General features: G+C 55.4%; 13 protein-coding genes. 9 read left to right on the top strand and 4 right to left on the bottom strand.

From position 1 onward, the window contains the following. The first annotated feature begins 5 nt into the window (after positions 1 to 5). Complete coding sequence (locus NWV12_RS18205) at positions 6 to 749, top strand: SDR family oxidoreductase (protein WP_029739206.1); 744 nt, start codon at positions 6 to 8, stop codon at positions 747 to 749. Positions 750 to 833: 84 nt separating this feature from the next. Here the strand turns inward: NWV12_RS18205 and bglA are convergent, their stop codons facing one another. Both bglA and NWV12_RS18195 read right to left on the bottom strand, forming a co-directional pair. Next, entirely contained in the window at positions 834 to 2,267 is a 1,434-nt protein-coding gene (gene bglA / locus NWV12_RS18200; protein ID WP_048980547.1) for a 6-phospho-beta-glucosidase BglA, read from the bottom strand. Positions 2,268 to 2,383: 116 nt separating this feature from the next. Then, complete coding sequence (locus tag NWV12_RS18195) at positions 2,384 to 3,115, bottom strand: MurR/RpiR family transcriptional regulator (protein ID WP_032660101.1); 732 nt, start codon at positions 3,113 to 3,115, stop codon at positions 2,384 to 2,386. 51 nt (positions 3,116 to 3,166) lie between these two features. Here NWV12_RS18195 and yqfB point away from each other — a divergent pair, with 51 nt between their 5' ends. Continuing rightward, on the top strand, positions 3,167 to 3,478 hold the full coding sequence (gene yqfB, locus NWV12_RS18190; RefSeq protein WP_048980550.1) for a N(4)-acetylcytidine aminohydrolase: 312 nt from the start codon (positions 3,167 to 3,169) through the stop codon (positions 3,476 to 3,478). 165 nt (positions 3,479 to 3,643) lie between these two features. After that, positions 3,644 to 4,303, top strand: coding sequence for a hemolysin III family protein (locus tag NWV12_RS18185; RefSeq protein ID WP_033146591.1), 660 nt, complete (start codon positions 3,644 to 3,646; stop codon positions 4,301 to 4,303). A gap of 74 nt (positions 4,304 to 4,377) precedes the next feature. Here the strand turns inward: NWV12_RS18185 and ygfZ are convergent, their stop codons facing one another. Beyond that, the gene (gene ygfZ, locus NWV12_RS18180; protein ID WP_029739202.1) at positions 4,378 to 5,358 is read right to left on the bottom strand and encodes a tRNA-modifying protein YgfZ; all 981 of its coding nucleotides are present in this window, start codon (positions 5,356 to 5,358) and stop codon (positions 4,378 to 4,380) included. A 294-nt stretch (positions 5,359 to 5,652) separates the two neighbouring features. Between ygfZ and sdhE the strand changes: the two genes are divergently transcribed. After that, the gene (gene sdhE, locus NWV12_RS18175; protein WP_010435322.1) at positions 5,653 to 5,919 is read left to right on the top strand and encodes an FAD assembly factor SdhE; all 267 of its coding nucleotides are present in this window, start codon (positions 5,653 to 5,655) and stop codon (positions 5,917 to 5,919) included. Further along, positions 5,900 to 6,310, top strand: coding sequence for a protein YgfX (locus tag NWV12_RS18170; RefSeq protein ID WP_101744679.1), 411 nt, complete (start codon positions 5,900 to 5,902; stop codon positions 6,308 to 6,310). Before sdhE ends, NWV12_RS18170 begins: the two co-directional genes overlap by 20 nt. Positions 6,311 to 6,316: 6 nt before the next feature. On the opposite strand, the gene fldB is transcribed toward NWV12_RS18170, so the two are convergent. Further along, positions 6,317 to 6,838, bottom strand: coding sequence for a flavodoxin FldB (gene fldB, locus NWV12_RS18165; protein WP_039262979.1), 522 nt, complete (start codon positions 6,836 to 6,838; stop codon positions 6,317 to 6,319). Between the two features lie 101 nt (positions 6,839 to 6,939). Between fldB and xerD the strand changes: the two genes are divergently transcribed. From xerD to prfB, 4 genes are all read left to right on the top strand, one after another. Further along, positions 6,940 to 7,836, top strand: a complete 897-nt coding sequence (gene xerD, locus NWV12_RS18160) for a site-specific tyrosine recombinase XerD (RefSeq protein ID WP_023309098.1) — start codon at positions 6,940 to 6,942, stop codon at positions 7,834 to 7,836. Between the two features lie 28 nt (positions 7,837 to 7,864). Then, a complete protein-coding gene (gene dsbC / locus NWV12_RS18155; protein ID WP_047060452.1) occupies positions 7,865 to 8,578 on the top strand; it encodes a bifunctional protein-disulfide isomerase/oxidoreductase DsbC in 714 nt (237 codons plus the stop codon). Between the two features lie 5 nt (positions 8,579 to 8,583). Next, on the top strand, positions 8,584 to 10,317 hold the full coding sequence (gene recJ / locus NWV12_RS18150) for a single-stranded-DNA-specific exonuclease RecJ (protein ID WP_039262981.1): 1,734 nt from the start codon (positions 8,584 to 8,586) through the stop codon (positions 10,315 to 10,317). A 90-nt stretch (positions 10,318 to 10,407) separates the two neighbouring features. Continuing rightward, a protein-coding gene (gene prfB, locus NWV12_RS18145) for a peptide chain release factor 2 (protein WP_096151315.1) occupies positions 10,408 to 11,506 on the top strand; the annotation gives its coding sequence in 2 pieces (ribosomal slippage) (positions 10,408 to 10,482 and positions 10,484 to 11,506; 1,098 coding nt in all). Positions 11,507 to 11,508: the final 2 nt, after the last annotated feature.

The raw sequence follows: 11,508 nt of genomic DNA, 5'->3' as shown, positions 1-11,508 counted from the left end.
AGAAAATGGCAATAGCACTGGTCACCGGCGCCAGCCGGGGCATTGGGAAAGCCACCGCGCTGCAGCTGGCGCGCGAAGGCTACACCGTGGCGGTGAACTATCACCACAACATTAAAGCCGCGACGGACGTCATCAAGCAGATTGTGGATGCGGGAGGTAAAGCGTTTGCCGTCCGCGCGGATATCAGTGATGAAGCCCAGGTGCTGGCGATGTTTGACAGCCTCGATCGTGAAGGCGAGCCGCTTCGTGCGCTGGTCAATAATGCGGGGATTCTGTTTGAGCAATCCACTATCGAGAACCTCTCCGCTGAGCGCATTAACCGCGTCCTGGCGACCAACGTCACGGGCTACTTTCTCTGCTGCCGGGAAGCGGTAAAACGCATGTCCTTCAGGCATGGCGGCAAGGGTGGGGCGATAGTGAACGTCTCTTCCGCCGCGTCGCGCCTGGGCGCGCCGGGTGAATATGTGGATTATGCCGCGTCCAAGGGGGCGGTGGATTCGCTGACAACCGGGCTATCGCTGGAGGTGGCGGCGCAGGGCATTCGCGTCAACTGCGTACGTCCGGGTCTGATTTATACCGATATTCATGCGTCCGGCGGAGAGCCGGGGCGGGTGGATCGCGTGAAATCCTTGCTGCCGATGCAGCGCGGCGGCCAGCCGGAAGAGGTGGCGCAGGCGATTGTCTGGCTGCTGAGCGAGAAGGCGTCGTACGTAACGGGCAGTTTTATAGAGTTGGCTGGCGGGAAATAAACCCCTCACCCTAACCCTCTCCCAAAGGGAGAGGGGGATCAATCGTAGGCCGGTGCAAGCGTAGCGCCGCCCGGCGTTACGGCGTTAAAGTTTCTCGCCGTTGCTGGCAATCACTTCCTTATACCAGTTAAAGCTCTTCTTGCGGGAACGCGACATGTCGCCCGTGCCGTCGTCGTGCTTGCTCACGTAGATAAAGCCGTAGCGCTTGCTGTACTGGCCGGTGGTGAACGACACGCAGTCGATGCAGCCCCATGGCGTATAGCCCATCAGATCCACGCCGTCGTGCGTCACGGCTTTGATCATTTCTTCCACGTGGGCACGCAGGTAGTCGATGCGGTAGTCGTCGTTGATGCTGCCGTCTTCTTCCACCTTATCGTAGGCGCCGAACCCGTTTTCCACGATAAACAGCGGTTTCTGATAACGCTCGTACAGTTCGCACAGAGAATAGCGCAGGCCTACCGGGTCAATCTGCCAGCCCCAGTCGGACGCCTTCACGTGCGGGTTCGGCACGCTGCCTTCGAAACCGGAAATCGCATCGCCGGTACCGCCTTCCGCTTTCACCGCGTTGGTCATGTAGTAGCTGAAACCTAAGTAGTCGCAGGTACCTTCACGCAGGATCTGCTCGTCGCCTGTCTCCATTTTGATGGAGAAGCCACGGCGCTCCCACTCGTTCAGCACGTAGGACGGGTAGTAACCCCGCAGCTGGACGTCGGTAAAGACATAGCGCTCGCGCATGGATTCCTGGGCGAACATCACGTCTTCCGGTTTGCAGGAGAACGGATAGAGCGCCACCATCGCCAGCATGCAGCCGACCTTCATCTCCGGGTTGATGCGGCGCGCGGCTTGCACCGCCAGGGCGCTGGCCACAAACTGGTGGTGCAAGACCTGGTACATGGTCTCTTCCGGATTTTCATGTTCGGTATAGACCACGCCCGAGCAGCAGTAACCGAACAGCGGCGCGCGCCAGTTACGCTGGTTATTGATTTCGTTGAAGGTCATCCAGTATTTGACCTTGTTTTTGTAGCGCTCAAACACCACTTCCGCGAAGCGCACGAAGAAATCGACCACTTTACGATTGGTCCAGCTACCGTACTCCTGCACCAGGTGCAGCGGCATTTCGAAGTGGGAGAGGGTGATCACCGGTTCGATGTTGTATTTCAGCAGCTCGTCGAACATGTCGTCGTAGAACTTCAGCCCCTCTTCGTTTGGCTGCGTTTCGTCACCTTTCGGGAAGATACGCGTCCAGGCGATAGAGGTGCGGAAACACTTGAAACCCATCTCGGCAAACAGCTTGATGTCTTCTTTATAGTGGCCGTGGAAGTCGATGGCCTCGTGGTTTGGGTAGTATTTTCCCGGCACTACTTCCTGGGTGATTTCGCGCGGCACGCCGTGCGCGCCGCCGGTCAATACGTCACAAATGCTTGGCCCTTTGCCGCCTTTGTTCCAGCCGCCTTCAACCTGGTGAGCGGCAACCGCGCCGCCCCATAAAAAATCTTTTGGTAAGGTTAATTTTTTCATCGCTGCTCTTCTCAATAAATGGCTTATTGGCATCGAGTCTAGCAAAGCGAAATTGAATGTCACGATATAACAATTCACAGTAAATGTGATTTGTCACATCAAAAAAACAGGGTGTTTTATTCTGTGAGTTTCTTCGCCAGTTTACGCCCGAGAGATTCCAGAATATAAATGACGGGAATTTGCGTGGTGATGTCGTAGACGCCTGCAATACGCGTCTGAGGAACATGCCAGGAGAGATTAAAGTCCGCCAGTTTTGCGAGACGCGAGTGCTCATGGCTGGTTATCGAGAGCACCTTGCAGTGATGCAGGCTGAACTGGCTGGCAAAGCGCAGGATCTCCTCGGTCTCGCCAGAGACGGAAAGCACAATCGCCAGCGCATTTTTCGCCATATCATTGGTGACCGGGAAATAAGGATCATCAATATGGTTACTGAATTTCCCGATATTAGAAAAGAAGCGTGCGCCATATTTTGCCAGCGAACCCGATGTTCCGGCACCGACAAATATAATTCGCTCTGACGATAAAATAATATCAACCGCCTTATCTAATAGCGCGTCGAACTCTTCATTATTCACGCTTTTAAAAAAGCTGATAATTTCGCTGGCACCGAAATTCGCCTGCTGGGGCTCGTTCTGTTCAAGATAAAGCTTAAAGCGCACCCGAAATTCAGAATACCCTTCGCAGTTAAGCTTGCGGCAAAAGCGCAGGATAGTGGTGGTTGAGACGTCTGCCGCATCCGCCAGCTCGCGGATGGTCATGTACATCACTTTGTCACGATTTTTTATGACATAGTTGTAGACCATCATCTCCAGGTTATTGAGACTGGCAATGGCGGAATGGGAGAACATGCTCACAATGGCTACACTCACTCATCAGACTTTTCTTCAGGGAATAATAACATGCAGCCAAACGACATCACTTTTTTTCAGCGCTTTCAGAACGACATTCTGGCCGGGCGTAAAACCATCACTATCCGGGATAAAAGTGAATCCCATTTCAAAACCGGCGATATCCTGCGGGTGGGGCGTTATGAGGATGATGGTTATTTTTGCACCATCGAAGTAACGGGAACGTCAACCGTTACGTTCGACACATTGACGCAAAAACATGCTGAACAGGAGAACATGACCCTGGATGCATTGAAAAGCGTGATCGCAGAGATCTACCCGAAGCAGGACCAGTTTTATGTGATTGATTTTAAACGTCTATAATTAAAATCGAAACGCGCGTTCGCTGAAATGAAAGTGTAACTGTCTGATTGTAATTTAGAAACGTTATGTTTAACTTTATTTTAGCTAACAGGTGTTCACTGGAATCATTCTCAGTTAGCATAGTTATGCGATGAATAATCATCTTTTGTTTTCCCGGAGTTTTGTATGGTGAGTAGACCATTAATCGCACAGGGATATTCGCTGGCTGAGGAAGTAGCCAACAGCATCAGCCACGGCATTGGCCTGGTGTTTGGGATTGTCGGTTTAGTGTTATTACTGGTGCAGGCGGTGGACGCCAATGCCAGCGCGATGGCCATTACCAGCTATAGCCTGTATGGCGGGAGTATGATCCTGCTGTTCCTGGCGTCGACGCTGTATCACGCGATCCCGCATCAGCGGGCCAAGATGTGGCTCAAGAAATTTGACCACTGTGCTATCTATCTTCTGATTGCAGGCACCTACACACCGTTTTTGCTGGTGGGGCTCAACTCACCGCTGTCGCGTGGCCTGATGATTGTTATCTGGAGCCTGGCGCTGCTGGGGATCCTGTTTAAGCTGACCATCGCGCACCGGTTTAAGGTGCTGTCACTGGTCACCTATCTGACAATGGGCTGGCTGTCGCTGATTGTGGTGTATCAACTGGCAATCAAACTGTCGGTAGGGGGCGTGACGCTTCTGGCCTTAGGCGGCGTGGTGTACTCGCTCGGCGTGATTTTCTACGTCTGCAAGCGCATCCCATACAACCATGCCATCTGGCACGGCTTTGTGCTCGGCGGCAGCGTATGCCACTTTTTGGCGATCTATTTGTACGTGGGGCAGGTGTAGTTTTTTCCACCGTGCTGGCGGTTGCCCTCACCCCGGCCCTCTCCCACAGGGAGAGGGAGGACACCTGGATTCGATTACTCTTCTAACGAATATGGCAGCGGCTCAATGCTCAGCGTGTTCGCATCGTCACGCACGCGGAACACGCTATCGGCTTCCATGTCGTTGTTCATGACGGCCTGTACCAAAAGACGTCCATCATCCAGCTGTACGGCGGCTAACACGGTGCCGGTGCGGCGCCAGTTATCACCCATCTTCAGCTCTAAGTCTTCACCCGCTTCAGGTACACGGCTGGCATGGCCCGCCAGAGTCCAGAGCGCTCGTTTGTTTGCCCCGCGGAATTTTGCACGCGCCACCATCTCCTGGCCGGTATAACAGCCCTTTTTAAAGCTGATACCCCCCAGCGCCTGCAGGTTCGTTGCCTGAGGAATAAACTGCGCGCTGTTTGCGGCGTCAATCACCGGCAGACCCGCTTCGATGTTCAGCGCCAGCCACTGCTGACTGTTGTTGAGCTGCGCTTCGCCGCGCAACGCTTCGGTCACGCGTTCGGCCGTTGCCGCATCCGTGACTAACAGGAAACGCTCCGCCGGGTGTTCAAACCACAGGATGGAGGTCGCGCCTTCGCTGACCACCTGCTTTTCTGCATCCGGCAGTTCGCTGAAGAGATTTTTCAGCGCCGCACGCGCCTGGAAACCGGCCACTCCCAGCAGGACATGTTCGTCGTCCGGGGCGATAGTGACTTTGGAGAAGACTGCGTACTTCTTCAGCTCTTTGAGCTGGGCCTCTTGCAGGCTGCGGCGCTCAATAAAAGCAAAACCGTCCTGACGGCGGAAGAGTCGCAGGTTGCTCCACATTTTGCCTTTTGGGTCGCAATGCGCGGCCAGCAGGTGCTGGTGTTCGGTCATCTGGCTGACGTCGGCGGTCACCTGGCCCTGCAGATATTTTTCGGCGTCGGCACCGGTGAGCGTTGCCAGCGCCCAGTCATCAAGAGAAATAAGCGTCAGCGGCAGACGCGCAGAGGCGGCGGGCTGGCGAGGAGAAAATGGTGTAAATGCCATAACGATATCCTGAATTGCTTAACGCTTTGATAATACCTAATGGTAAAAGAGCCTGCAGGCAATGCAAGCGCTTTCAACAGACCATTTGTGCCCTAAACCAGTTATGCGTAGCGCTACGCAAAATAATGTAATCCGCTGTCTTTGTAGGGATTATTCTGGAAGCCTGCTCGGCGATCGCAATATTCCAGTAATGAAACGGTCAAAAACACGTTACACTAGCTGGTGTCCCCGTAGAGAAATAAAGAACACTGAACGGGGTACCGACTGTGCCAAACGTAATGCAGGAAACTGAACATGGATATTAACAACAAGGCCCGTATTCACTGGGCGTGCCGTCGCGGCATGCGTGAACTTGATATTTCCATCATGCCTTTCTTCGAATATGAGTATGACAGCTTAAGCGATGATGATAAGCGTCTGTTTGTTCGCCTGCTTGAGTCTGACGATCCGGATTTATTCAACTGGCTGATGAACCACGGCAAACCCGCCGACACCGAGTTGCAACGGATGGTGCAATTAATTCAAACACGGAATCGGGAACGTGGTCCTGTGGCAATCTGATCTTCGCGTCTCGTGGCGCTCGCAGTGGATGTCTTTATTGCTCCACGGCCTGGTTGCGGCCTTTGTTTTGCTGATGCCGTGGCCGCTGAGCTATACGCCGCTGTGGCTGCTGTTACTGTCGTTTGTCGTTTTTGACAGCGTACGCAGCCAGCGTCGCATTAATGCCCGTCAGGGAGAGATTAAATTACTGATGGATTCCCGCCTGCGCTGGCAGGGTAAAGAGTGGGATATTCTCGGTATGCCCTGGATGCTCAACTGCGGCATGATGTTACGGTTACGCAAGGTGGACGGCGGGCGTTGCCAGCATCTGTGGCTGGCGGCTGACAGTATGGATGCTGCCGAGTGGCGAGACCTGCGCCGGATGCTGTCGCAACAGACGACGCAGGGGTAATGCGCGTTAGCTAAACTTTTCAGCCATTTCGCCCAGAATCTGCTCGCACCAGCTTTGCAGGCGCTCATCGCTGAGATCGTACTGGTTGGTTTCATCCAGCGCGAGTCCAACAAACAGCTCGCCGTCGGCAATAATCGGTTTTTTACTGGTGAACTCGTAACCTTCGGTTGGCCAGTAGCCGATAAACGACACCCCTCTCGGCGCCAGCTTGTCATGCAGCATGCCGAGCGCGTCCAGGAACCATTCCCCGTAGCCCAGTTGATCCCCCATGCCGTACATGGCAATGATTTTGCCGTCGAGATTGACCGAATCGAGTTGATCCCAGATGGCTTCCCAGTCTTCCTGTATCTCACCAAAATCCCAGGTTGGGATGCCAAGGATAAGGACATCGTACTGTTCCATCAGCGCGACCGCGTCATCTTTCAGGTTATGCAACGTCACCAGTTCCGGGCCAATGATGTCGCGAATTTTCTCTGCCGCCATTTCGGTGTAGCAGGTGCTGGAACCATAGAACAGACCAATATTCATCGCGTAACTATCTCAATTCTTGCTTTGACTATGCGCGTAGTGTACCAGAAACCGGTCGCAATCAGGCATAATGGCCTGACTGCAGAATCAAAGGGGCTGATGTGGAAAAGGATCTCGCACTGATCGAACAGTTTCTCGACGCGCTGTGGCTGGAGAAAAATCTGGCGGAGAATACCCTTAGCGCCTACCGTCGCGATCTCACCATGCTGGTGGAGTGGCTTGCGCACCGGGGGTTATCCCTTGCGAGCGCGCAGCGTGACGACCTGCAGGCGCTGCTGGGGGAACGTATCGCTGGGGGCTACAAAGCCACCAGTTCCGCGCGTTTGCTTAGCGCCATGCGTCGGCTGTTCCAGCATCTCTACCGTGAGAAGATTCGCGAAGACGATCCCAGCGCGCTGCTGGCTTCCCCTAAGCTTCCGCAGCGGCTGCCAAAAGATCTCAGCGAAGCACAAGTTGAGAGATTATTACAGTCACCGGCTGTTGACCTGCCGCTGGAGTTACGCGATAAAGCCATGCTTGAGCTATTGTATGCTACCGGCTTGCGCGTTTCGGAACTGGTTGGCCTGACGATGAGCGACATCAGCCTGCGTCAGGGCGTGGTGCGCGTCATTGGTAAAGGCAACAAGGAAAGGCTGGTTCCGCTGGGTGAAGAGGCGGTTTACTGGCTGGAAACGTACCTGGAGCACGGTCGTCCGTGGCTGCTCAATGGTACGTCTATCGACGTCCTGTTTCCGAGCCAGCGCGCCCAGCAGATGACGCGTCAAACGTTCTGGCATCGCATCAAGCATTACGCCACACTGGCGGGTATCGACAGTGAAAAGCTTTCGCCGCACGTATTGCGTCACGCCTTCGCGACGCATCTGTTAAACCACGGCGCTGATTTACGCGTGGTGCAGATGCTGCTGGGCCACAGCGATCTTTCCACGACGCAAATTTATACCCATGTCGCGACGGAACGCCTGCGGCAGCTACACCAACAGCACCACCCTCGTGCGTGAGTGCCGACGAATTGTAACAGGATCACATATGAAAAAGTCTTTCGCGCTGTTCACCCTGCTGGCAGCATCATTTACCGGTTTCGCCCATGCGGACGATGCCGCCATCAAACAGTCGCTGGCTAAGCTTGGCGTCACCGGTAGCGATATTCAGCCTGCACCGGTTGCCGGCATGAAAACGGTACTGACCAACAGCGGCGTGCTGTACGTCACCGAAGATGGCAAACACATTATTCAGGGGCCAATGTACGACGTGAGCGGCGCGCAGCCTGTGAATGTCACCAACCAGCTGCTGATGAAAAACCTGAACGCGCTCGAAAAAGAGATGATCGTCTATAAAGCGGCGCAGGAAAAACACGTTATTACCGTTTTCACCGACATCACCTGCGGCTACTGCCACAAGCTGCATGAAGAGATGAAAGACTATAACGCGCTGGGCATTACCGTGCGTTACCTGGCCTTCCCGCGCGCGGGCGTGCAGAGCCAGCCAGAGCAGGACATGAAGGCTATCTGGTGTGCGAAAGACCGCAACAAAGCGTTTGACGACGCGATGAACGGCAAAGACGTTAAGCCGGCCTCCTGCGACATTGATATCGCTAACCACTATGCGCTCGGCGTGCAGTTTGGCGTGAGCGGTACGCCAGCGATTGTCCTGAGCAACGGCTATGTTGTTCCAGGCTATCAGGGACCAAAAGAGATGAAAGAGTTCCTCGACGCGCACCAGAAACAGTTTGGTGGTAAATAATCCGCGTGAAAGCCCCGATAAAATTGCGCCGCCGCGAGGCGGTTGAACCCGTTGATTTACCGGACGATCTCCCGGCGCTGCTTAAGCGTCTCTACGCCAGCCGCGGCGTGCGTCGCGCTGAGGATCTTGAACGCAGCGTGAAAGGGATGCTGCCCTGGCAGCAGCTGAGCGGTATCGAAAAAGCCACCGAAATGCTCTACAACGCGCTTCGAGAGGGAACGCGGATTGTGGTGGTGGGCGATTTCGACGCCGACGGCGCAACCAGCACCGCGCTGAGCGTGCTCAGCCTGCGCGCGCTGGGCTGCGATAACGTCACGTATCTGGTACCGAACCGTTTTGAAGACGGCTATGGCCTCAGCCCGGAAGTGGTCGATCAGGCCCACGCCCGTGGTGCACAGATGATCATGACCGTCGATAACGGGATCTCCTCCCATGCGGGCGTCGATCATGCTCACGCGTTGGGGATCCCGGTGCTGGTCACCGATCACCACCTGCCGGGCGAAACGCTGCCGGATGCGGAAGCGATTATTAACCCCAACCTGCGCGACTGCGATTTCCCGTCGAAATCCCTCGCAGGCGTGGGCGTAGCGTTTTATCTGATGCTGGCGTTACGGACCCTGCTGCGCGATAAGGGCTGGTTCGACTCTCGCGGTATTGCCGTACCGAACCTGGCCGAATATCTCGATCTGGTGGCGCTGGGCACCGTCGCGGACGTGGTACCGCTCGATACCAATAACCGCATTTTGACCTGGCAGGGCCTAAGCCGCATTCGGGCGGGCAAGTGCCGTCCGGGGATCAAGGCGCTGCTGGAGATTGCCAACCGCGATCCGCTCAAGCTGGCGGCCAGCGACCTGGGCTTTGCTCTCGGGCCGCGTCTTAACGCAGCCGGAAGGCTGGACGATATGTCCGTCGGCGTGGCGCTGCTGCTGTGCGACAACATCGGTGAAGCGCGCGTGCTGGCCAACGAGCTGGACGCGCTGAACCAGACACGCAAAGAGATTGAGCAGGGGATGCAGGCCGAAGCGCTGACCCTGTGCGAAAAGCTTGAGCGCAGCGGCGATACGCTGCCGGGCGGCCTGGCGATGTACCATCCTGAGTGGCACCAGGGCGTGGTCGGCATTCTGGCGTCGCGCATTAAAGAGCGTTTCCACCGCCCGGTGATCGCGTTCGCCCCCGCAGGCGACGGCACGCTGAAAGGCTCAGGCCGTTCGATTCAGGGTTTGCACATGCGCGATGCGCTGGAGCGTCTCGATACGCTGTATCCGGGTCTGATGATCAAGTTTGGCGGCCATGCGATGGCGGCGGGCCTGTCGCTGGAAGAGGCGAAGTTCGACGAGTTTCAGCGGCTGTTTGGTGAACTGGTCACCGACTGGATTGATCCGGCCCTGCTGCAGGGGGAAGTGGTGTCCGATGGCGAGCTTTCACCGCTTGAGATGACGATGGACGTGGCGCAAATGCTCCGCGATGCCGGTCCGTGGGGGCAGATGTTCCCGGAACCGCTGTTCGACGGGCGTTTCCGCCTGCTGCAGCAGCGTATTGTCGGCGAACGTCATCTGAAAGTGATGGTCGAGCCCGTGGGCGGTGGTCCGCTGCTGGACGGCATCGCCTTCAACGTTGACACGGCGGTATGGCCGGACAACGGCGTGCGCGAGGTTGAGCTGGCGTACAAACTGGACATCAACGAGTTTCGCGGTAACCGCACCCTTCAGATCATCATCGACAATATCTGGCCAATTTAGCGGCAGTAATCTCTATAAAAAAGGGCGTGGATTCGGTACAATCCCGCTCTTATCACCGCATTTTGACAAGTCCATAAAAGAAAACAGACCATGTTTGAAATTAATCCGGTAAAAAACCGTATTCAGGACCTCACGGAGCGCTCTGACGTTCTTAGGGGGTATCTTTGACTACGATGCCAAGAAAGAGCGTCTTGAAGAAGTAAACGCCGAGCTGGAACAGCCGGACGTCTGGAACGAACCTGAACGCGCACAGGCGCTGGGTAAAGAGCGTTCCTCTCTCGAAGCTATCGTAGATACGCTGGATCAAATGGCTCAGGGGCTGGAAGATGTTTCCGGTTTGCTGGAGCTGGCCGTCGAAGCCGACGACGAAGAAACCTTTAACGAAGCCGTGGCAGAACTCGACGTGCTGGAAGAGAAGCTGGCGCAGCTGGAATTCCGCCGTATGTTCTCCGGCGAATACGACAGCGCTGACTGCTATCTTGATATTCAGGCGGGTTCTGGCGGCACCGAAGCACAGGACTGGGCCAGCATGCTGACGCGTATGTACCTGCGTTGGGCAGAAGCGCGCGGCTTCAAAACCGAAATTATCGAAGAGTCTGAAGGTGAAGTCGCGGGTCTGAAATCCGTCACCATCAAGATCATTGGCGATTACGCCTACGGCTGGCTGCGTACCGAAACCGGCGTTCACCGCCTGGTGCGTAAGAGCCCGTTCGACTCCGGTGGCCGTCGTCATACCTCCTTCAGCTCCGCGTTTGTTTATCCAGAAGTTGATGAAGATATTGATATCGAAATTAACCCGGCGGACCTGCGTATCGACGTTTATCGCGCATCCGGCGCGGGTGGTCAGCACGTTAACCGTACGGAATCAGCGGTGCGTATTACCCACATTCCAACCGGGCTGGTAACACAGTGCCAGAACGACCGTTCCCAGCATAAGAACAAAGACCAGGCCATGAAGCAGATGAAAGCGAAGCTTTATGAGCTGGAGATGCAGAAGAAAAATGCTGAGAAACAGGCGATGGAAGACAACAAGTCCGACATCGGTTGGGGCAGCCAGATCCGTTCTTACGTCCTTGATGACTCCCGCATCAAAGACCTGCGTACCGGGGTTGAAACCCGCAACACGCAGGCGGTGCTGGACGGCAGCCTGGACCAATTTATCGAAGCAAGTTTGAAAGCAGGGTTATGAGG

This window comes from Enterobacter sp. Crenshaw, from assembly GCF_024734705.1.
Taxonomy (GTDB): domain Bacteria; phylum Pseudomonadota; class Gammaproteobacteria; order Enterobacterales; family Enterobacteriaceae; genus Enterobacter; species Enterobacter asburiae_B.
Note: the sequence above shows the minus strand (reverse complement) of the source record. Positions and strands in the feature narration are given on the sequence as shown.

Excerpts from the sequence above, each read along its gene's own strand:
- NWV12_RS18185 (WP_033146591.1), top strand. The coding sequence starts at position 3,644 with ATGGTGAGTAGACCATTAATCGCACAGGGATATTCGCTGGCTGAGGAA.
- NWV12_RS18195 (WP_032660101.1), bottom strand. The coding sequence starts at position 3,115 with ATGTTCTCCCATTCCGCCATTGCCAGTCTCAATAACCTGGAGATGATG.
- fldB (WP_039262979.1), bottom strand. The coding sequence starts at position 6,838 with ATGAATATTGGTCTGTTCTATGGTTCCAGCACCTGCTACACCGAAATG.
- ygfZ (WP_029739202.1), bottom strand. The coding sequence starts at position 5,358 with ATGGCATTTACACCATTTTCTCCTCGCCAGCCCGCCGCCTCTGCGCGT.
- sdhE (WP_010435322.1), top strand. The coding sequence starts at position 5,653 with ATGGATATTAACAACAAGGCCCGTATTCACTGGGCGTGCCGTCGCGGC.
- yqfB (WP_048980550.1), top strand. The coding sequence starts at position 3,167 with ATGCAGCCAAACGACATCACTTTTTTTCAGCGCTTTCAGAACGACATT.
- NWV12_RS18205 (WP_029739206.1), top strand. The coding sequence starts at position 6 with ATGGCAATAGCACTGGTCACCGGCGCCAGCCGGGGCATTGGGAAAGCC.
- dsbC (WP_047060452.1), top strand. The coding sequence starts at position 7,865 with ATGAAAAAGTCTTTCGCGCTGTTCACCCTGCTGGCAGCATCATTTACC.
- bglA (WP_048980547.1), bottom strand. The coding sequence starts at position 2,267 with ATGAAAAAATTAACCTTACCAAAAGATTTTTTATGGGGCGGCGCGGTT.